Below are 21,100 nucleotides of genomic sequence, written 5' to 3' on the forward strand. Positions count from 1 at the left end.
CCATATCCCAATACCTATAGCCTTGCTTTAAGCGACTAACGTAAACATTTGTTACCCTTTCAGCCATTCCACAGCCATAAAAAAGGCCAGCATTCGCTGGCCCTTGTATTTAAAGTTGTTTTGGACCTTAAATAGCCTTTTCCAATTCAGGTAAAGCGTCGAATAAATCGGCAACTAAACCATAATCGGCCACTTGGAAAATAGGTGCTTCTTCATCTTTGTTGATTGCAACAATGACTTTACTGTCTTTCATACCAGCAAGATGTTGAATTTGCCCTGAAATACCAACGGCGATATAAAGATCTGGAGCAACGATTTTACCAGTTTGACCTACTTGCATATCGTTAGGGACGAAGCCAGCATCAACCGCTGCTCGAGATGCACCGACGGCTGCGCCTAGTTTGTCCGCAATCTTATAAAGCATGTCAAAGTTTTCACCGTTTTGCATACCTCGGCCACCCGATATAACAACACCCGCTGCTGTTAGCTCAGGACGGTCAGATACCGCAAGTTCTTCGCTTACAAATTGGCTTAGACCAGCATCGGCAGCGTTTTCAACTGCTTCAATAGCCGCACTACCTTCTAAACCGCAGGCATCAAATGCTGTTCCACGCACGGTAATAACCTTAACTGAATCAGAAGACTGAACAGTCGCAATTGCGTTACCGGCATAGATAGGACGACGGAACGTATCTGCACTTTCAACTGAAATTATTTCAGAAATTTGCTCTACATCTAGCTTTGCTGCAACACGCGGCAAAAAGTTCTTACCTGTCGTTGTTGCGGCAGCCAGAACATGACTGTAGTTAGCGGCTAATGCGCTGACTAAATCACCCATTGGCTCAGCTAATTGGTGCGCATAGTGATCTGCATCGGCAGTTAATACCTTGCTAACACCTGATAACTTAGCCGCAGCTTCAGCAACAGGGGCTATATTACTGCCCGCAACTAATAAGTGAATATCGCCACCTATGGTAACACCCGCGGTTACAACGTTCTTGGTAACAGCAGAAAGATCTACGTTGTTATGTTCGGCAATGATAAGAATACTCATGACAACACCTTTGCTTCATTTTTCAATTTATCAACAAGTTCGGCAATAGAGGCTACTTTAATGCCTGCTTCACGCTGTGCTGGCGCTTCAACCTTAAGTGTAGTGACGGTGTTCTTAAGCTCGATACCGAAGTCTGCTGGAGTCTTCTTTTCTAGCGGCTTGCGCTTTGCCTTCATGATATCTGGTAGTTTTACGTAACGAGGTTCATTCAAACGTAAATCAGTTGTCACTATTGCAGGAAGCTTTAAACCAACGGTTTGTAAACCACCGTCAATCTCACGTGTAACATTGACCGTATCACCTTCAACCGCAACTTTATTTGCGAATGTTCCCTGCGGTAGGTTACTTAATGCAGCTAGCATTTGTCCGGTCTGATTGTTGTCTGTATCAATCGCCTGCTTACCTAAAATAACTAGACCTGGCTGCTCTTGCTCAACAATAGCGTTAAGTAACTTTGCTACACTTAATGAACTAGGGGCTACTTCGGTGGTAATTAAAATACCTCGATCAGCACCAATAGCCATCGCACGTCGAATCTGTTCTTCAGCTTTTGCTTCACCGATTGACACAACAATAATTTCTTCAGCTATACCAGCTTCTTTTAACCGTACAGCCTCTTCTACAGCAATATCACAAAATGGGTTAATGTCCATTTTCACGTTAGCAAGGTCAACCCCAGAGTTGTCGGGCTTGACGCGTACTTTTACGTTGTAATCTACAACGCGTTTTACAGGAACCAGAATTTTCATAGCGTCCTCAATTTAATTTTCATCGATTTAAACGGGCATTTTATGCCTACGCACATAATATACGGCGTTTAAAATCATTATTGTTAACTAAATGACCATAAACACATACATAGTTAAGTCTATTTAAGCTGGTTTATTGATAAAATTCAAACAGTTGTTTTAATTTTTTGTATATTACGGGTAAACTGCAGTCAAAATGTTAGATATCTAGCGGATATTTAACGCAAAACAACAATTTCAGGCTAAGTTGAGCCGTAACGTTATTTTTAAGGGGTCTCTATGGAACGCGAATCTATGGAATTTGATGTAGTAGTTGTTGGTGCGGGCCCTGCTGGCCTGTCTACAGCTATTCGACTGATGCAAAACGCTCAGAAAGAGTCAAAAGAAATTTCGGTCTGTGTTGTTGAAAAAGGTTCAGAAGTGGGCGCGCATATTTTGTCGGGTGCAGTATTTGAACCAGAAGTACTTTCTGATCTCTTTCCAAACTGGTCTGAAATGGGTGCGCCATTAAACACCAAGGTGACCCGTGATGAAATCCACGTTCTTCGCTCTAGTAGCAGCACTATTAAAGTTCCAGGACTGTTTGCACCAAGCACAATGCACAACGACGGTAACTATATAATCAGCCTAGGTAATTTATGCCGTTGGTTAGCTGAGCAAGCCGAAGGCATGGGTGTTGAAATATTCCCCGGCTTTGCGGCTGCAGAAGTGCTCTATGATGATCTAGGCTCAGTTAAGGGTATTATTACCGGCGACATGGGTGTTGCTGAAGATGGCACTGAAAAAGACTCTTATATGCCCGGCATGGAGCTACACGCTAAAACAACGGTTTTTGCTGAAGGTGCTCGAGGCCATTTAGGTAAGCAGCTTATCGCGAAGTTTAAGCTCGATGAAGGCAAAGATACGCAACATTATGGGCTGGGTATTAAAGAGTTGTGGCAAGTGAGCGATGAAGCTCATGAGCCTGGTTTAGTGGTTCACACTGCCGGTTGGCCTTTAGATGAACATGGTGCTGCGGGTGGTAGCTTTATGTATCACTTAGAAGACAACCAAGTTGTTGTAGGTCTTATTACAGATTTAGGTTACGACAACCCTTATCTGTCGCCTTTTGATGAATTTCAACGACTAAAGAGCCACCCTGTTTTCTCAAAAGTACTTAACGGTGCGAAACGAATTTCTTACGGTGCACGTGCATTAAATAAAGGTGGCCCTCAATGCCTACCTAAGATGCACTTCCCTGGCGGCCTATTAATAGGTTGTGATGCTGGCACCATGAATGGCGCGAAGATTAAAGGCACCCATACAGCAATGAAGTCCGGTATTTTGGCGGCAGATACTATATACGGCCAAATAGATACAGCCGAGTATGGAACAGACTTAAAGCAATACGCTGATGCATTTGCAACAAGCTCTTTAATGAAAGAATTACATCTTCAGCGTAACTTTAGCCCAGCGCAACATAAGTGGGGCAATATACTTGGCTCCGCTTACGTATTCGTCGATATCAATATTTTCAGGGGCAAGCTACCTTGGACATTAACTGATCCAACCCCCGATCACGCAACCTTGAAACCAGCGAGCGAATTTAAAGAAATTAACTACCCGAAACCTGACGGTGTATTAAGTTTTGATAAATTAAGCTCAGTCTTTTTGTCGAATACGAATCATGAGGAAGACCAGCCTGTTCACCTTCGGTTAACTGACCCATCTATACCCTTGTCAGTTAACTTGCCTAAGTATGCTGAGCCAGCGCAACGTTACTGCCCTGCCGGTGTTTATGAAATAGTCGAAGATGCTACGGGTACCAAGAAGTTTCAAATTAACGCTCAAAACTGCGTACATTGTAAGACTTGTGATATTAAAGACCCATCGCAAAACATTACCTGGGTAACACCTGAAGGTGCGGGAGGACCAGGTTATCCGAACATGTAGCCCGTAACGGTTATAAGGTTTTTGAAAAGGCTCATTTTAGAGCCTTTTTTATTCTTTACTAGAAATCTTTTCTAATAAGTAACCCTGCCCTGCACTGTATAAATACAGACCGTCCTCTTTAAGGCCATTATTTTCTATTGCATGCATTTGCAATTGATACATTAAATTTGTCGATATTCTGGCTGGAATATTGCGTTTCCAAATTATTTCTGGAGACTCATTGCTCAAAATAATGGGGTGCGTTGAATCAAGAATTAGCTGCTGATCCAAGTTGTTGGTAAATACAATGGAATCTTCGACTGCTTCGAAACTAACCGCTACAAACGGCGTCGATTCAACCCGAATTTTTACCTTTTCAACGGGAGTCACCAAGAAATAGTCTTCATTTTCTTTTTTTATAATAGACGCAAAGAGTTTAACCATTTTAATACGGGAAATAAGCCCTCCCTCATGGTACCAATCGCCATTACGTTTAATTTCAATATCGATATCGCCACAAAACTCAGGATTCCAAGATTCTACAGGAGGGTCTGATATACCATCGATTTGTTTTAGCAATTCTGACAGTTGCATTATTTTACCTCGCCAATAATTGAAACCGATTCAATAAGAAATTTTGAAAAGCCACGACGATCAGCTATTAACTGATGAAAGTACTCAGAGTCTGAAAGTTGCGCTACACCCGCTGCAATAGACCAAACTAAACCATAATAAAAACGAATACTTTCTGAATCTAATTGGCTAGATTTAGTCGATTTAGATTTTACGATCCGAGTGAATTCATCAACATTATTTGAACGTAGGGTTTTCCATTGTTCAAACCGATTAATTTTTTCAGTGTGATATTGTAAATCTTGCTCAAGCTGAATAAGTAGTTTGTACTTCTCGATATTTTGTAAGCAGTAATTCAAGTAAGCTTTCATTAAATCAGAAACGGAATCATAGCTTTGAACTTTTGTTAGCATTTGACGGATTAACAGTTCTTCATTTAACAGAATAGCCGCAAACAAATCTTCTTTACTTGCGAAATATTTATAAAAGCTAGACCGACTAACACCTGCTACTTTAATGAGTTGAGATACAGATAAGGGTTTTTCTTGGTGTTTAATCAATAGATGGTAAGCAGTCGATATGAGCGCTCGCTCTGAAGAGCCTTGTTCTCGAATTTCATTATTTAGAAATTGATTAGACATAAAGAAAACAGTACTAATAGAAAGAGTTTCTACAGTACTGAACTTTAGCGCATAATCCAAGTATTACATGGTATGGGTCGGCTTGTCAGAGTTTAGAGCCCCAGCAAGATACTTTTCTATTTTATCCTTAGCCATTTCGTTTTTCTTAGAAAACTGAACGCCTATACCCGTTGCACGGTTTCCTTGAGCGCCACGAGGCGTTAACCAAATGACTTTACCTGCGACTGGAATTTTTTCGGGTTCATCCATCAAGGTTAGCAATAAAAAAACATCATCACCTACGCTAAAACGCTTATTTGTTGCTATAAATAAACCGCCATTTTGAACAAAGGGCATAAACGCAGCATACAAAACAGCTTTGTCCTTCATTGTGACAGATAAAATCCCGCTACGGGCACCACCCATTTTAGGGTTCATATTATTCCTCTCATATTTATCCATCGGGCTGCGATTTGCTCACTCATGAGCTGAGCATTCAAGTTAGCCTGATTTTTCACTGATTTTAGCATGCTTACAATATAGTCGCGAAATTGAAAAAGCAAAACTGCTGGAATTACGGATAACTCCGCAAGCATCGCGCTAGAAACACTCTGCTGCGGTTTACCTGCATCTTGACGCTGCCGAAGGCTGGTATCTACCCAGCACAGCACCTGCTCAAGCAATACGGGTAATTCTTGGCTAAAAACGTATTTACCAAGAGCCGTAAAGTGCTGATGATTTAAAAATGACTTTTCACGCTCAAACCAAGCTTGTTCTGCTTCTGTTGTCAGTTTAATTGCTTCGTATGGTTGATCAAAGCAAATTGACAGTTTCCGTAAGGCTGAGTCTTCATCAAGCCCCTGCTCTGCTATCCAAGCTAAAGATTGAGCCTGGCTGGGTGTTGATAATCGTACCAGTCGACTGCGTGAGCGAACGGTAGGCAAGACCCGACTTAATTCATCTACATCCATTAATAAGAAGGTATTGGGTGTCGGCTCTTCAAGTACTTTTAATAAAGCATTGGCGGCATTAAGGTTCATTTTTTCGGCATTTTGTATATATACCACCTTGTTACCTGCTTGCTGAGCGGTTTCTGACACCAAATGTGTTAACTGCCGTATAGCATCAACCTTAATGGTTAGGCTTTTACCTTCAGGTATCACTTTTAAAAAATCAGGGTGTGAACCACTTGCGAGAAGTTGGCAAGATTTGCATTCTGAACAGGCGAAACCGGCCACAGGCGCTGTACACATCAGATATTGAATGACCGATGTAGTTAACTCGCGGCTCCCATTTCCCTCATGACCAACCATTAATAGGCCATGTGGCAATTTATTTTGATCGTATTGCTGGATAAGATTTTGATAGTCGTCGGCCAACCAATTAGGAATTTGTGTCATACCATCCCTCTAACGCCTGTACTAAATCTGCTTTTACCGCTTCAATGCTTTGGTTTGCATCTAAACGAATAAATCGCATTGGGTCTGCTTCAAATCGCTGCTGATAAGCGGCTCTGCACTGATTAAAAAAACCGATATCTTCAACTTCGATTCGATCTAACGCACCTCGCGCTTTAGCCCTGGCAAGGCCAATTTCAGCATCACAGTCTAACCAGATGGTAAGATCAGGTTTGAAGCCTTTTAGTACTAAATTTTCTAAGTGGCTAATGGTTGCAAGGTCTAATTTACGACCACCACCTTGATACGCATAGGTCGCATCCGTATATCGATCAGATAACACCCAAGCACCCTTTGTAAGCGAAGGCCTAATTAAGCTCTCAGTGTGTTGTTTACGTGCGGCAAACACCAATAATAGTTCTGTCGTCGGGTCCATTTTTTCTGGATGCATATCTAGCACTACGTCACGAATGGCTTCTGCAATAGGCGTTCCGCCAGGTTCTCGAGTACGAACGATGGTGTGGCCCTTGGTTTTAATCCACTGTGCCAAATTATTAGCTTGAGTTGATTTGCCAACACCTTCAAGACCTTCGATGGTGATAAATTTACCGGTCATTGTGCCACCTCAGAACTCGGAGCAGACTGATAATCGTCTCGACGTCCGAAGCGTTGGTACTTTCTAACCGCTGCATTGTGCTCACTCAATGTGACTGAGAAATAATGCGTGCCATCACCTTTAGCGACAAAGAAAATCGTATTGCCTTCAGCGGGGTTCAACGCAGCGTTAATGGCTTCTCGACCCGCTCCTGCAATAGGCGTAGGCGGTAATCCATTACGAGTATAGGTGTTATAAGGCGTGTCTGTTCTTAAGTGTGTGCGGGTTAAGTTTCCACTAAAGCTCTCTCCAACGCCGTATATGACCGTTGGGTCGGTTTGTAATCTCATACCTTTTTCAATTCTGCGGGTAAATACACCTGAAATCATAGGCCTTTCAAAGGCTGCGCCGGTTTCTTTTTCAATAATAGATGCCAAAATCAATGCCTCGTAAGGTGTTTTCACTGCCGCTTGATCTGACTTTTTGGCCCATTCCTCTGCTAAGACTCTTTGAGTTCGCTGATAAGCCGTCTTTAAAAGCTCAATGTCGGAGGTGCCTTTTTCAAAATAATAAGTATCAGGGAAGAACCAGCCTTCAGGGTGCTTAATATTAGGATCGATGTTGAGCATAATTTCATCTATTGATAGCTCATTTATGGTATGAGCAACATACTCATTGGCTTTAAGTGTTGCTAAATACTCTGAAAAGCGATGCCCTTCAATAAAAGCTATTGAGTTAAGTATCTTTTTTCCGGCAATCATTTTTTCGATAGCGCTTAACGCGTTTAACTCGGGTGTTAACTGATAATCTCCACGTTTAATCGCTGTTTTGTCTAAGTATCTTAGCCATAACTCCGCAGCCTTGGGTTGAGTGATCCATCCGTTATCGGCGAAGTCCTGCAGCACCTTTCTCAAATTTGAACCGTTTTCGACGGTATATACAGCGTTTTCATCTATATTTAACGGCAAACGAATTTCGTTGAAAACATAATTACCGTATCCCAATGTCGCAACAAGGACGATAATTGGAAGTATAAGAAGAAGCTTTTTAGTCACGCAATTGCCTTACAAATTGATTAAAGGTGATAATAGTTTGACATTCTTTGAGGGGGCGTTGATTCAGCTCGATTATGGGAACTAAACCTAAGAGGCTGTTTGTCATAAAGGCTGATTCTACCTCTGTTAGGCTGTCACGGTCTATATTCTGCACTAATATCTGCTTATTAAACTGCTGCAGCAGTCGCTGTCGGATTATACCTTTTACACCGGCAGTTTCTATGGCTGGCGTTAACCACTGCCCGTTTACCTGAAAAAACACATTTGCCATCGTTGTTTCAATCACTAGCCCTGCCGAGGTTACCATTAAAGCGTCATCAACCTGGGCGTTACGGGCAATTTGTCGTGATAGCACAGAATCTAATCGATTAAGATGCTTTAAACCCGCTAAATAGGCGTTTTCTGTAACCGGAATATTGGATGTCACAAGCCGAGCACCCTGAAACCAAGAAGGTTTATGGTAAGGCGTCATCGTTATGATGGTATCGCTGCTCTGTTGCGTTGGATCAAAGTCATAACCGCGGCCCGTTGCGGTTCTTAAAATCATAACTTTTAAAACATGTGGCTCAACAACGTCTTTAATTAACTGATTCAATTGCTCAGTTATTAACTTTAAATTTACATGGATATTGAGCGCATTACAGCCGTTCGTAAGGCGATTTAAATGACCTGTAACATTATAAATATGGCCAGAACTGACCAAGCAGGTTTCGAATAAACCATCACCAAAGGCGAGACCTCGATGAGTTAAGGCTAACGCTGTGGGTTTTCCATTTAGTAATGCAATGTCCATAAATCAAAAAGGGCTCCTAAGAGCCCCGATATTATCAGACTTTACTGAATATGAGGGAGCCATTTGTCCCACCAAAGCCAAAGGAATTGCTCAAAGCGTGATTGATTTCCATATTTCGTGCAGTATTCGCCACATAATCGAGATCACACCGTGGATCTGGATTATCAAGGTTGATCGTTGGCGGAGCAACTTGGTCGCGAATAGCTAGCACACTGAATACAGCCTCTACAGCACCGGCTGCGCCTAAGAGGTGACCTATCATCGACTTAGTTGAACTTACGACGATCTTATCAGCATGGGCTCCATAAACAGACTTAGCCGCTTGAGACTCAGCCACATCGCCGGCGAGTGTGGAAGTACCGTGTGCGTTGATGTAGTTAACATCGGTCGCATTAAGACCTGCATCATTTAACGCATTTTGCATAGAAGCAGCGGCACCAGAACCATCTTCCGGTGGTGAAGTCATGTGGTAAGCATCACCACTCATACCAAAACCGGTAAGTTCAGCGTAGATTTGAGCGCCACGAGCTTTTGCGTGTTCGTACTCTTCTAAAACTAAAACACCCGCGCCATCTCCAAGAACGAAACCATCACGATCAGCATCCCACGGACGACTTGCGCGAGTTGGATCGTCATTTCGTGTTGATAATGCCCGTGCTGCACCAAAACCGCCCATTCCTAAACGCCCTGAAGCCATTTCGGCTCCGCCCGCCACCATGACATCTGCATCGCCATAGGCAATCGTTCGTGCAGAGTAGCCGATGTTATGCGTTCCGGTGGTACAAGCCGTTGTTATTGCAATGTTTGGACCTTTGAAACCATATTGGATTGAAAGGTTGCCCGAGATCATATTAATGATGGCTGCGGGTACAAAAAACGGGGACATACGACGAGGTCCTGCCTTTTGCATGGCTAAGAAGTTCGTTTCAATGGTGTCTAACCCACCAATACCTGAGCCAATCGCAACACCCATACGAGCTGCATTTGAATCAGTGACTTCAATGCCGGAATCTTTAATAGCTTCTACCGCTGCGGCAATGCCGTACTGAATAAAGCCATCCATTTTTTTGGTATCTTTTGAGTTCATATAGTCGGATGGGTCAAAGTTTTTAACTTGAGCAGCAAACTTAGTGGTGAATTTTTCGGTGTCAAAATTCTCAATAAGGTTAACGCCACTTTTGCCGGCAAGAATGCCGTCCCAAGTATCTTTAACGGTGTTTCCCAGAGGGCTGATACAACCCATTCCAGTAACAACTACGCGTCTTTTAGCCATGTAACTCTCCGAAATATAAATCAAAATTCGTCCATAAAAAAAGCCGTATCACCCTAGAGATCATACGGCTTTCGATACTATCTAAATCTGTACGACTTAAGACAAGTGACTATTGATGTAATCAATCGCGTCTTGAACAGATGAAAGCTTTTCTGAATCTTCGTCAGCAATCTCAGTTTCGAACTCTTCTTCAAGAGCCATAACTAGGTTTACTGTATCTAAAGAATCAGCACCTAAGTCATCGATGAAAGAAGCTTGGTTTGTTACATCTTCTTCTTTAGCACCTAGCTGTTCGCAAACGATTTTCTTAACGCGATCTTCAATGTTGCTCATTATGAACACTCCCTAATATGTGTTTAGCACGTCTTGTGTGCCGGTTAGTTTATATAATTGTCAAACCTTTGAGCAAGTCAAAAGACTTTCAACTTGCAGGAATTATCCCATATACATGCCGCCATTAACATGCAAAGTTTCACCAGTGATGTACGAAGCGTTATCGCTGGCTAAAAATGCAACGGCATGAGCGATTTCATCTGGCAAGCCTAGGCGTGCCAATGGAATTTGTTTCATCAGCGTTTCTTTAACGTTTTCAGGTAGCTCAAGCGTCATATCCGTTTGAATAAAACCAGGCGCTACAGAATTCACAGTAATAGAACGAGAACCAATTTCACGCGCTAAAGAACGAGTAAAGCCTTCAACACCGGCCTTTGCTGCACAATAGTTGGCTTGTCCAGCGTTGCCCATAGAGCCAACTACGGATGATATATTAATGATTCTGCCGTAGCGGGCACGTGTCATTGATTTAATAACAGCCTTACTCATTGCAAAAACAGAGGTTAAATTAGTATCTAAAACAGACTGCCACTCTTCCTCTTTCATGCGTAAAAAGAGGTTATCTTTGGTAATGCCTGCGTTATTTACTAATACCGCTGGGTCTGCATACTCCTCCTTAATTGATGCTAGGGTCGCTTTAATTGACTCAGCATCGGTAACATTTAGGCAGTAACCTTTACCTTCAATGCCCTTTTCTTTAAAACGTTCAGTGATCGCATTCGCGCCACTATCTGAGGTAGCTGTACCGACTACGATAAAGCCTTGCGCGCCTAGTGTATCTGCAACGGCAGCACCGATGCCTCTGCTCGCGCCGGTGACCAGTGCTACTTTTTTAGAATCTGTCATCTTAGTTCCCTACTCTTTCTTGGAACGCGCTAAGACTGCCTATTGCAGTATGAACAACGTCTTTGGCAATTCGTTTGTTTAGTCCTGACAACACTTTACCAGGGCCACATTCTATGATTTCGTTTATACCCTGTTCAGCCATAAAAGCGACTGAATTCGTCCACAATACTGGCATATATAGTTGCTCTAGTAAGTTAGCACGAATAGAGTCTAGATCAACAACGGCGGTTGCCACTCTATTTTGAACAATTGGGCAGCTTGGAACAGAAAACTCAATATTATTTAGCTGCTCAGCTAGTTTTTCTGCTGCGGGTTTCATTAACGCACAATGCGAAGGGACGCTTACGTTTAATGGCATGGTTCGTTTTGCGCCTGCTTCTTTCAATGCGACCATAGCACGTTCTACCGCGGCTTTTTGCCCGGCAATGACCACTTGCCCGGTAGTATTGAAGTTAACGGCTGAAACAACGTCTCCTTCAGCTGCTTGAGCACATACTTCTACGACCTTGTCATCATCTAAGCCTAGAATTGCGGCCATTAAACCTTCGCCTGCAGGTACGGCTTGCTGCATATATTGTCCACGTAACTCAACCAATTTAACGGCATCGGCAAAGCTAATAACACCGGCTGCAACCAAAGCACTGTATTCGCCTAAGCTATGTCCAGCCATTAATGCGGGACTAATATCAGATAAGGAATTCCAAAGTCGATAAAGCGCAACACTGGCAGTTAACAACGCAGGTTGTGTCTTTTCGGTGCTATTAAGGGCTTCTACAGGTCCGTCGTTAATTAGTGCAGACATATCGTAACCAAGCACATCAGAGGCTTCGCTAATGGTTTCGCCAATAATAGGATAAACCGCAGCAAGATCAGACAGCATGCCTATTTGCTGAGAACCCTGACCAGGAAAGACAAAAGCCACTTTTGACATAAGGTATTACCAATTAATTCAATTTGAGCGGCATTATGCCGTTATCTTTCAGAATGAAAAGACGAACCCTGTTAAAACATTTATGAATTCTAGGCATTGACGAAATGCAATTTGGCGTAAAAAAAGCGATAAGTTAATTAATTTTATCAAGCTCTGCCCAGATAAGCTCCGTAGATTTATGCTCAATGGCGTAAACAGCTCGCTTTAAAGCGGCGGTTAATGCTCGCTTTTTAGCATTTCCATGGCTCTTGATAATGAGTAATTCTGTACCTGCGACTAATGCACCATTAGCTTCATCAGGGTGAAGCTTGGTCATTGTGTTTTTTAATTGCTGTTTTAATACTAAACCCAATACTTTGTGCAGTATTGATTGCTGTAATTGAGTCGAAACCGACTTAATGGCGAGCTTTAGTGCACCTTCTGCTGACTTTATTGCCGTATTGCCAGTAAAGCCATCGGTCACAACGATGTTAGTTGAGCCATTATAAATATCGGAAGCTTCTATAAACCCAGCAAAATCTATATTTTGCCACTGGCTGAGCACTTTATACGCCGTACGCAATTCTAAAGGGCCTTTATAGGCTTCTGTGCCTAAGTTTAAAAGACTGACCTTAGGTACAGCATAGGAACTGCGCATTAGGCCAATGCCAATGGCAGAATAAGCAATAAGTTGGTCTGATGTTGCAGAGAATGATGCACCGAGATCTAACATGACTGTTTCTAAGCCTGTAGTTGGCAGCCATGAAGCAAGAGCGGGTCTATTTAGTTGGTTATGAAGCTGACCGTATTTTGTCGCTAACGTAAGTAGAACACCCGTATGTTCAGCAGAGATAACTGCATCAACGTCTTTGTTCGCAAGTGCTTTATAGGCAATTTCTATTGAACTTAACCCTTGTTTACGCAGTAGCTTAGAGGGCGATGCTTTTTCAACATCTGACAGCTCATCGGTATCTATCCATTCTAAATTACTCGGGCATTCATGTATGAAGGCACGATAAAAACGGGCGTCACCAAAAAAGTAGCCTAAATGCTCAGGATGAGATCGAAAGAAGTCTAAACAGGAGGGAATAACAACAGAGGGGCCATAGTCCCCTCCGTGTATATCGACGGCAAGCTTTGCCATCTAAAGAGCTTAGTCGTCGCTACTAGCGATAACTTTACGGCCTTTGTAGAAACCGTCAGGAGATACATGGTGACGACGGTGCGTTTCACCTGTAGTTGCATCTACTGTTAGTTCTGGTGCTGTTAACGCATCGTGTGAACGACGCATTCCGCGACGTGAACGAGTCACTTTACTTTTTTGAACTGCCATGGCCCAAAGCCTCCTAATTAATATTTTTTTGAAGATTCACTTCAAATCTTTTAATACATCGAATGGGTTGGGTACTTTCACAGTTTCCTGCTCTGCACCAACCTCACCAAATTGGGTTTCAATCCGGCATTCGCCTTTTGGATGTTTCGCGTGAATCGGCAAGCACAAGAGAAGTTCTTCCTCGACTATTTCCGCAACATCCATGGCTTCATCTGGCAACAACATAAGTGCATCCAGATGCGCCGGTAATGCCTTAGACATTTCATCGTTATAAACAAGAGCAAGTTGAAAATCACCTGCTAATTCATAACCAAACGTATTAAGGCATCGTTGGCATTGCACAGTCGCAACACCTTTTACCTGCCCTGCTACCACTCTTCTATTGGATTCATCTCTGTAGAAGCGCAAAGTTGCACTTGCTTCAGAAGGCTCACCAGCAGTTGCTTGAGCAAGGCGTTCTAACCGACTTCCACTTATCACGCCATCTAAACTGGTTTCTTTATCTGCCAGTTGATATGGGTTTACATGTACCGGTAATTCGAAATTTGACATAGGCGCGGTATGATACTTATGAGGTTGATTAAGTCAAAGGCTTTTTAGTAAAAACTCGGCTAAAAACAAGGTTTTAAGCATCTAACACCAATTTAAAAGGTATATTACACGTGAATCCAATTATTTTCGCTAGTACATCAAGCTATAAGCAACAACAATTATCTGCATTAGGCCTTAAATTTCAAGCAGTTGCGTCTCAATTTGATGAATTTCACGACGCCACAATACCTGCTGAGACCTTATCATTGCAACTTTCTAAACAAAAAGCTCAAGCACTCCAATCCAAATACCCACAACACTGGATTCTTGGTTCAGATCAGGTCGCAATGACGGACAACTCAGTACTGCTTACAAAACCAGGCTCTAAGGAAAACGCCGTTAAGCAACTGCAAGCGAGCCGCGGGCGGAAAGTAAGCTTTTACAGCGCTGTAACATTACTAAATAACCATCAAAAACTAGAAGCTTGTAATCAAACAGATGTTTACTTTAGAGACTTAACAGATGCAGAGATTGAACGCTATGTTGAAGCAGACAACCCTATTGATTGCGCCGGTAGCTTTAAGGTAGAAGCGTTAGGGATTAGTCTATTTGAACGCATCGACTCTAATGACCCAACAGCACTGATCGGCTTACCGTTAATTGCCTTAGGAGGTTTATTGCGTCAAATAGGATTTGCGGTTCCCTAACAAACCCTACTTGAACTGCTTATTGAACAAACAACACTATTACTGGAGTTTCAATTCATTCGATGACGTTATTTTAACCAAAGCTTCTGCCATGCTCACACCCAGTGAGCTTGCGAAAGATTCCAGCGGTGAAGGTCGGTAAGTAAAATCAACAATCCGCTCAAAACCAATCTCTCTCGCCAGTTCGGAAGTAGACTTTAACCCGTCTACTAAACCCATCTCAAGCGCCTGTCGTCCTGTCCAAAACAAGCCAGAGAAGGTTTTATCATCAAACTTCAACCGATCTCCACGCCCTGCTTTTACATCATCAATAAACTGCTGATGCACGTCATTTAGTAAGGCTTCGAAAATCTCTTTCTCTTCAGGTTTAAGTTCTGCATAAGGGTCTAAAAATGCTTTATGCTCACCCGAGGTAAACTGTCGACGCTCGACGCCGATTTTATTTAACAATTCTTCAAAGCCAAATTGAGCTGCGGTAACGCCTATCGAACCAACAATACTTGCACCATTAGCGTAAATTGCTTGAGTCGCTGCTGCAATATAGTAAGCACCACTGGCACCGGAGTCGGATATGACCGAATAAATAGGCACTTCAGGGTTCAAGCCTCTTAAGCGCATAATTTCATTATAAATATAAGACGACTGCACCGGGCTTCCACCAGGGCTGTTTATCCTTAAAATTACCGCTTTGGTATCGCTGTGCTTTAACGCCGCACGCAAACTACTCACCACCGTATCTGCACCGGCTGTTTTCCCGTCGGCAATAACACCTTGGACGTCAATAACCGCTGTATGCCCACCGGTCGCTTTCTCGACATTACCAATATTGCTACTGGATATAAAAATTGCCATGAGGATAAACAGGTAGATGAAAGTCAATATTTTAAAAAATATACCCCAACGCCGACCACGCTTAAGCTCATTAGTATTTGCCATAACAACACGTTCAATGAGTCGCCACTCTTTTGCTGTAGGGTCTTGTACACTTGGGTCAAATGACTTTCCCTTACCTATTCCTAACATTTAAAACGCCTTAACTTAGCTTAGATGATGATGAGTGTAATACCCCTAATAAAGTATTAGCATCATGGTTTTCATAATATTTAATAAATTCTACAAACTCGCTAATAGAGCCTGAAGGCGTGGTTCCAACTCAGCAGAAAAGATCATTTCGTTACGTTCCACGGGGTGTGGAATGGCTAATTGGGCTGCATGTAAAAACAGACGTTTCAAACCAATAGTTTTTGCAAGCTGCTCACTTTGTGCATCTTGATACTTATCATCGCCCAAAATTGGACAGCCCGCCTCTAGGCAATGCACCCGTATTTGATGTGTGCGACCGGTGACGGGTTGCGCTTCAACCCAAGCACAGTGCTCAAACTGTTTTAACAGTCGGAACTTGGTCACAGAAGGCTTACCATCTGGGTGAACAGACACCCGGCGCTCACCAGATTTACTCTCCTCATGCCGTAATAAGGGCGCATCTATTTTAGTGACAGATGTAGGCCACTGCCCTTTTACCAAGCACCAGTAGGTTTTCTGGACGTCTTTTTTAAGGCGAAACTCATCTTGCATCAAGGTGAGTGCTTTACGCTTTTTTGCGACCAATACGATGCCAGACGTATCTCTGTCTAAGCGATGCACTAGTTCTAGGAACTTAGCTTCTGTTCGATCCGCTCTCAGTGCTTCTATGAGCCCTAGTTTAAGTCCTGACCCGCCATGCACTGCTAATCCACTCGGCTTATTAATGGCCATCATCACATCATCTTCATAAACAACGGCTTTTTCTAATGATAATCGCAATCCGGCACTTGGTTGCACAACATCAACCACTTTGGCTGAGTTTGTTACAGGGGGCACTCGAACCAAATCGCCTGTTTGAAGTTTGGTATCAGGCTTCGCACGTTTTTTATTTACCCGCACTTCGCCCTTGCGAATAATGCGATAAATGCGACTTTTGGGTACATTGTTTAGATAGTACATTAAGAAATTATCTAACCGCTGCTCTGAACGATCCTCTTCAACTTCAATAATTCGAACACCCGACACAAAATAAACCTTAACTCAGAGTAAAAACGGCATGATAGCAGGTTATCCAGCATTGAAGGAGCGGGTATTTACTGCTATATTCCATCTGCTTGGTATATTTAGGCTACCGTCCAGCGACTACACAGGCGGATAGGCTATATGCCCAACACTTAAATTAAACGGTTGGGCAGCAAGAACAGAATGAACAGTTTTAATATTTTCGCGCCACCGGAAGCACGCTTTCCAACTCAAAGCCGAGAAAGCGACTAAAGAGAGCAGGTATCTCCATAAGACTCTATCCAAGGACGTAGATATTTTAAGGTAATATATCGTTAACTTACGCATCAACTCTGCGAAGTGTTTTAGTGTTAATCGATTTCTATCGGTGTTAGCCGACTGTATCACCCTGCCTTGTTGCTCTGAAACTTACAAATAGAGTAATAATCCTCAATGAAGAGAATGTTAATTAATGCAACTCAAGCTGAAGAGCTTCGTGTTGCCCTTGTAGATGGTCAAAAGCTATACGACTTAGATATTGAAACTGGTTTTAGAGAGCAAAAGAAAGCCAACATCTATAAAGGTCGAATTACCCGTATTGAACCAAGTTTAGAAGCTGCGTTTGTTGAATTTGGCGCTGACCGACATGGCTTCCTCCCCCTTAAAGAAATTGCCCGCGAATACTTTATTGATCCATCAATGTCTTCTCGCTCAAGCATTAAAGAGCTTGTGAAAGAAGGCACTGAGGTTATCGTTCAAGTAGACAAAGAAGAACGAGGCAACAAAGGCGCTGCCCTAACAACAATGATCAGCCTAGCGGGTCGTTATTTAGTATTAATGCCAAATAATGCTCGTGCAGGTGGTATTTCACGTCGTATTGAAGGTGATGAACGCGCTCAGATTCGTGATGCGCTGCAGGGTGTTAGTGTGCCAAATGGCATGGGCATGATAGTTCGTACCGCTGGTATTGGCCGCACGACCCAAGAACTGCAATGGGATTTAGACTACCTGATCCAGTTGTGGACTTCTATTAAAGAAGCGTCAGAAACACGCCCTGCTCCATTTTTAATCCTTCAAGAAAGCAACGTAATTTTACGTGCGATTCGTGATTACCTGCGTCAAGACATCGATGCCGTGATGATCGATACGAAAGAAGCTTATAATTATGCACTTGATTTCGTTCAAAAGGTTATGCCTGGATATCAGAACAAGATCAAACTGTATGATGACTCTGTGCCGCTTTTTAACCGCTACCAGATTGAATCTCAAATCGAAACAGCTTTCCAACGTGAAGTTAAACTACCCAGTGGAGGCTCAATTGTAATTGATCCTACTGAAGCGTTAGTTTCAATCGACATTAACTCAAGTCGTGCAACTAAAGGTAGCGATATTGAAGACACCGCTTTCAATACGAATATGGAAGCGGCAGAAGAGATTGCTCGCCAATTACGATTACGTGACATGGGTGGCTTAGTTGTTATCGATTTTATCGATATGCACCAAGCAAAACACCAGCGTGAAATTGAAAACAGAATTAAAGAATCAACTAACTCAGACCGTGCACGTGTTCAAATTGGCCGCCTATCCAAGTTTGGCTTGCTTGAAATGTCACGTCAGCGTTTACGCCCTTCTTTAGGGGAAACGAGTGGTATTGTCTGTCCTCGTTGTAATGGTCATGGCACTATCCGTGACGTAAAATCATTATCCCTCGCTATTTTGCGCTTAATTGAAGAAGAGTCATTGAAGGAACGAACTGCGCAAATCCGCACGATTGTACCTTTAGCAGTAGCCACCTTCTTGTTAAATGAAAAACGCGACGCAATTACTGAAATTGAAAAGCGTAATAAGGTTCATGTTTTAGTGGTACCTAACCCACAAATGGAAACACCTCATTACGAAGTAATACGCATGCGTGATGATGATGAGTCTTTAGTGACGGGCGAACCTAGCTTTGCAATTAAATTTGAATCAGCTCCGCTAGAAACTGAAACCGTCCTAGAAGTTCAGCCTAAGATGGAAGAAGCTGCAATCAGTGCATTAACACCGACCCATGCACCAGCGCCAACTCCAGAAGCTGCACCAGCAAAGAAAACTGCCGCTAAAGTTAAGAAGAAATCTACCGGATTATTTTCAAAGCTAGGCTCTATGATTGGTGGTATTTTTAGTTCTAAAGAAGAGGAGCCTCAAGAAAAACCTGCGGCACCAGCAAAGAGCCGTCCTAGCTCTGATCGCCCTCAGAACAGAAATCGCAACAACAATAACAACCGTGGACGTAATAACCCTCGAAACAATGATCGCCGCCCTAACAACAACCGTAACAAGCCTGAAGCAAAAGAGAAGGCACCCGTTAAAGCAGTAGCGACACCTGAACAGGCTAACGAGAAGCCAACAGCACCGCCACGCAAAAATACCAAGCGTCGCCCTACTCGTGATGCTCAGTCTGGACGTGTTTCGAGCGATGAAATCGGCGCAAACCGAAAGTCACGTGGCGATAGTAAAAACGCGAGCAAGCGGGTAAAGCCAGCTAAGCCAGAAGAGATTATCAATGAAATCGATTTTGAAATGCTAGGCAGAGCACCTGCTGCCGTTGCGAAAGCAGCAGCAAAAGCTGAGCGTGCTGCCGCGGTCGAAAACGCAGAAAATCCAGAAGCAACGAAAGTTGAATCAACTAGCACCGCTCCTGAAGTTTCAAACGTCGAAGTAGTAGAAGTAGCCCGCCCTGCCGAAACGAAAGTAGTTGAAGATATTGTTTCAGAACCAGCGCAAAAAATGGCTACTGAACAACCAGAGCAAAAGCAAGAAGCTACTGTAACAACGGCGTCTGCTACTCTTGCAAACTCTCCTGAGCCTAAGGTTGCACACGAACCCATCTCTGCTAAAGCAGACAGTGAGCCCGTGCCGACTCCAGTAGCAGAAACTGAAGTCAAACCAGAAGCACAGGCCGAAGCAGTTTCAGTCGAAGCCCCTGTAGAGGCAGATACAACAAAATCGGAAAAGAAACGCGCTGCTAATGATCCACGTGAAGTTAAGCGTCGTAAGATAGCAGAAGAAAAATCTGACGATTAGTCGATTTATGGTATCCCATGAAACCGGCTAAGGCCGGTTTTTTTAGCTCTATGGTTTAACAGCATTAGTTTATTGCTAATGATCAGCACCAAACTTACAACTAGCCTACGCACTATTCTGTAAAGTAAGTATCGTAACGACCGTCTTGCTTAAAACCTTCAAGGTGAGAATTAAATATTTCAAGAAGAGCTTTGCTATTAGGTCCTTTTTTTGGGAATAGTAGAAAACTTTGATTTTCAAGGATGGGTTTTGGGTGGTAAGTAATTAAGTCTGCAAGTTCAGGCGTGCGCTTTAATAGTGTGTAATTTGCCACACTCATTTCTTCAGCATAAATATCTGTCCGACCCGCGGCAAGCATTCGTAAATTCTGGTCGACTGTCGGTAGCCTTAATTGCTTGAAAACTCCTTCTTCGAGAGCGGCATCAAATTTTGGGCCATAGCTATAGCCAAGAACCCCACCAATTGACTTGCCTCGTAGATCGTTCATTTCATTCCAATCAAAAGGCGTATCCTTCAAGTGAAAAAAAACAAATTTTTCGCTTAAAACTGGTTCGCTATAGAGAAAATCTGTTGTTCTATCTTTTTTGTACATCCAAATTGAAGTGGCTGAATATTCACCTTGGGCGGTAACTTCGAAGGCTCTGACCCACGGCAAAAATTCGAACTCTACTTGAATTCCTGCTTCATTAAAAATATCGCTGATTAGATGAGCTATTATGCCCTTATTAGGTAATGACTCACTCAAAAAAGGAGGCCATTCACCTGCACTAATTTGAATATTAGTAAATTCATAATTTTTGCCAAGATTTTCTGCCTGTGCGGTGTTCATAAAAATTGCCAAGGCTAAGCCTGTGCAGGAACACAAGAAGGAATAAATAAATTTAGGCTTCTGCATTTAGAGTATATCTCCCTATTTTGACCACTTACCAAGACAAACTGGTAACCAACCACGTAAAACATTAGTTCAATTTAGATAATTTAGCGAATGGGCATACTGTAAAGTAATGTTATTTAAAGATACTTAAACGACTTGCGAGCAAACCTAACGGCTGACCCCAACATAATCTAACATGATGTTTACTCACCGTCTGTTGCCATAAACAGCCTTATCCACGTTATTTCTTTTTAACAAAAGAACATTCGGAAGCACCCTATTTTTTTGTACAGCTCTCGAGGCTATTACCTGTCGTTCCATCTTCTAAATGTTTGAATAAAGCACCTTCTGAGGCCTCGCCCGTACCTTTACTCCACCATTCAAGCCCTTCGCCTACATAGCGTGAACCACTAGCAGAAACAGCTATAGTCAAATTGTAGTTATTGCCTTTATAT

At 42.7% G+C, this 21,100-nt stretch carries 23 protein-coding genes; 3 read left to right on the forward strand and 20 right to left on the reverse strand.

Going from position 1 to position 21,100, the window contains the following annotated elements; all coding sequences use genetic code 11:
- Positions 1–127: 127 nt before the first annotated feature.
- Both ACI882_RS16255 and ACI882_RS16260 read right to left on the reverse strand, forming a co-directional pair.
- Complete coding sequence (locus ACI882_RS16255; protein ID WP_411744701.1) at positions 128–1,054, reverse strand: electron transfer flavoprotein subunit alpha/FixB family protein; 927 nt, start codon at positions 1,052–1,054, stop codon at positions 128–130.
- Positions 1,051–1,803 (reverse strand): electron transfer flavoprotein subunit beta/FixA family protein, encoded by a 753-nt coding sequence (locus tag ACI882_RS16260; protein WP_411744700.1) that lies wholly within the window; start codon positions 1,801–1,803, stop codon positions 1,051–1,053. The genes ACI882_RS16255 and ACI882_RS16260 overlap by 4 nt, the downstream gene beginning before the upstream one ends.
- Positions 1,804–2,082: 279 nt before the next feature.
- On the opposite strand from ACI882_RS16260, the gene ACI882_RS16265 reads away from it, so the two are divergent.
- Entirely contained in the window at positions 2,083–3,735 is a 1,653-nt protein-coding gene (locus ACI882_RS16265; RefSeq protein ID WP_411743222.1) for an electron transfer flavoprotein-ubiquinone oxidoreductase, read from the forward strand.
- Positions 3,736–3,783: 48 nt separating this feature from the next.
- On the opposite strand, the gene ACI882_RS16270 is transcribed toward ACI882_RS16265, so the two are convergent.
- From ACI882_RS16270 to ACI882_RS16335, 14 genes are all read right to left on the reverse strand, one after another.
- Positions 3,784–4,308, reverse strand: coding sequence for a DUF1285 domain-containing protein (locus tag ACI882_RS16270; RefSeq protein ID WP_411743223.1), 525 nt, complete (start codon positions 4,306–4,308; stop codon positions 3,784–3,786).
- A complete protein-coding gene (locus ACI882_RS16275) occupies positions 4,308–4,928 on the reverse strand; it encodes a TetR/AcrR family transcriptional regulator (protein ID WP_411743224.1) in 621 nt (206 codons plus the stop codon). Before ACI882_RS16275 ends, ACI882_RS16270 begins: the two co-directional genes overlap by 1 nt.
- A 63-nt stretch (positions 4,929–4,991) precedes the next feature.
- Positions 4,992–5,345 carry a PilZ domain-containing protein gene (locus ACI882_RS16280; RefSeq protein ID WP_411743225.1) on the reverse strand — a complete coding sequence of 118 codons (354 nt, stop codon included), beginning with the start codon at positions 5,343–5,345 and terminating at the stop codon, positions 4,992–4,994.
- Entirely contained in the window at positions 5,342–6,307 is a 966-nt protein-coding gene (gene holB / locus ACI882_RS16285; RefSeq protein WP_411743226.1) for a DNA polymerase III subunit delta', read from the reverse strand. Before holB ends, ACI882_RS16280 begins: the two co-directional genes overlap by 4 nt.
- Positions 6,291–6,920, reverse strand: a complete 630-nt coding sequence (gene tmk, locus ACI882_RS16290; protein ID WP_411743227.1) for a dTMP kinase — start codon at positions 6,918–6,920, stop codon at positions 6,291–6,293. Before tmk ends, holB begins: the two co-directional genes overlap by 17 nt.
- A complete protein-coding gene (mltG, locus tag ACI882_RS16295) occupies positions 6,917–7,954 on the reverse strand; it encodes an endolytic transglycosylase MltG (protein WP_411743228.1) in 1,038 nt (345 codons plus the stop codon). Before mltG ends, tmk begins: the two co-directional genes overlap by 4 nt.
- On the reverse strand, positions 7,947–8,747 hold the full coding sequence (gene pabC, locus ACI882_RS16300) for an aminodeoxychorismate lyase (RefSeq protein WP_411743229.1): 801 nt from the start codon (positions 8,745–8,747) through the stop codon (positions 7,947–7,949). Before pabC ends, mltG begins: the two co-directional genes overlap by 8 nt.
- A 34-nt stretch (positions 8,748–8,781) precedes the next feature.
- On the reverse strand, positions 8,782–10,020 hold the full coding sequence (gene fabF / locus ACI882_RS16305; RefSeq protein ID WP_411743230.1) for a beta-ketoacyl-ACP synthase II: 1,239 nt from the start codon (positions 10,018–10,020) through the stop codon (positions 8,782–8,784).
- Between the two features lie 96 nt (positions 10,021–10,116).
- Positions 10,117–10,353, reverse strand: a complete 237-nt coding sequence (gene acpP, locus ACI882_RS16310) for an acyl carrier protein (RefSeq protein WP_411743231.1) — start codon at positions 10,351–10,353, stop codon at positions 10,117–10,119.
- 102 nt (positions 10,354–10,455) lie between these two features.
- Entirely contained in the window at positions 10,456–11,199 is a 744-nt protein-coding gene (gene fabG, locus ACI882_RS16315; protein ID WP_411743232.1) for a 3-oxoacyl-ACP reductase FabG, read from the reverse strand.
- Between the two features lies 1 nt (position 11,200).
- On the reverse strand, positions 11,201–12,130 hold the full coding sequence (fabD, locus tag ACI882_RS16320) for an ACP S-malonyltransferase (protein WP_411743233.1): 930 nt from the start codon (positions 12,128–12,130) through the stop codon (positions 11,201–11,203).
- 133 nt (positions 12,131–12,263) lie between these two features.
- Entirely contained in the window at positions 12,264–13,253 is a 990-nt protein-coding gene (locus tag ACI882_RS16325; RefSeq protein ID WP_411743234.1) for a hypothetical protein, read from the reverse strand.
- Between the two features lie 9 nt (positions 13,254–13,262).
- Positions 13,263–13,442: a 50S ribosomal protein L32 gene (gene rpmF / locus ACI882_RS16330; RefSeq protein ID WP_411743235.1), complete on the reverse strand. Its 180-nt coding sequence runs from the start codon at positions 13,440–13,442 to the stop codon at positions 13,263–13,265.
- A 36-nt stretch (positions 13,443–13,478) separates the two neighbouring features.
- Positions 13,479–13,994 (reverse strand): YceD family protein, encoded by a 516-nt coding sequence (locus ACI882_RS16335; RefSeq protein ID WP_411743236.1) that lies wholly within the window; start codon positions 13,992–13,994, stop codon positions 13,479–13,481.
- A gap of 110 nt (positions 13,995–14,104) precedes the next feature.
- On the opposite strand from ACI882_RS16335, the gene ACI882_RS16340 reads away from it, so the two are divergent.
- Positions 14,105–14,680, forward strand: a complete 576-nt coding sequence (locus ACI882_RS16340; protein WP_411743237.1) for a Maf family protein — start codon at positions 14,105–14,107, stop codon at positions 14,678–14,680.
- A gap of 39 nt (positions 14,681–14,719) precedes the next feature.
- Here ACI882_RS16340 and sppA read toward each other — a convergent pair whose 3' ends face one another.
- A complete protein-coding gene (gene sppA, locus ACI882_RS16345; protein WP_411746988.1) occupies positions 14,720–15,703 on the reverse strand; it encodes a signal peptide peptidase SppA in 984 nt (327 codons plus the stop codon).
- A 90-nt stretch (positions 15,704–15,793) separates the two neighbouring features.
- A complete protein-coding gene (locus tag ACI882_RS16350; protein WP_411743239.1) occupies positions 15,794–16,729 on the reverse strand; it encodes an RluA family pseudouridine synthase in 936 nt (311 codons plus the stop codon).
- A 429-nt stretch (positions 16,730–17,158) separates the two neighbouring features.
- On the opposite strand from ACI882_RS16350, the gene rne reads away from it, so the two are divergent.
- Entirely contained in the window at positions 17,159–19,771 is a 2,613-nt protein-coding gene (gene rne / locus ACI882_RS16355; RefSeq protein WP_411743240.1) for a ribonuclease E, read from the forward strand.
- A 112-nt stretch (positions 19,772–19,883) separates the two neighbouring features.
- Here the strand turns inward: rne and ACI882_RS16360 are convergent, their stop codons facing one another.
- Together ACI882_RS16360 and ACI882_RS16365 are read right to left on the reverse strand one after the other, a co-directional pair.
- Complete coding sequence (locus tag ACI882_RS16360) at positions 19,884–20,600, reverse strand: substrate-binding periplasmic protein (RefSeq protein ID WP_411743241.1); 717 nt, start codon at positions 20,598–20,600, stop codon at positions 19,884–19,886.
- 322 nt (positions 20,601–20,922) lie between these two features.
- Positions 20,923–21,100 (reverse strand): MliC family protein (locus tag ACI882_RS16365; protein WP_411748546.1); only part of this gene is annotated, 178 nt, incomplete at its 5' end.

The organism is Reinekea sp., from assembly GCF_046710285.1.
Lineage (GTDB): Bacteria > Pseudomonadota > Gammaproteobacteria > Pseudomonadales > Natronospirillaceae > Reinekea.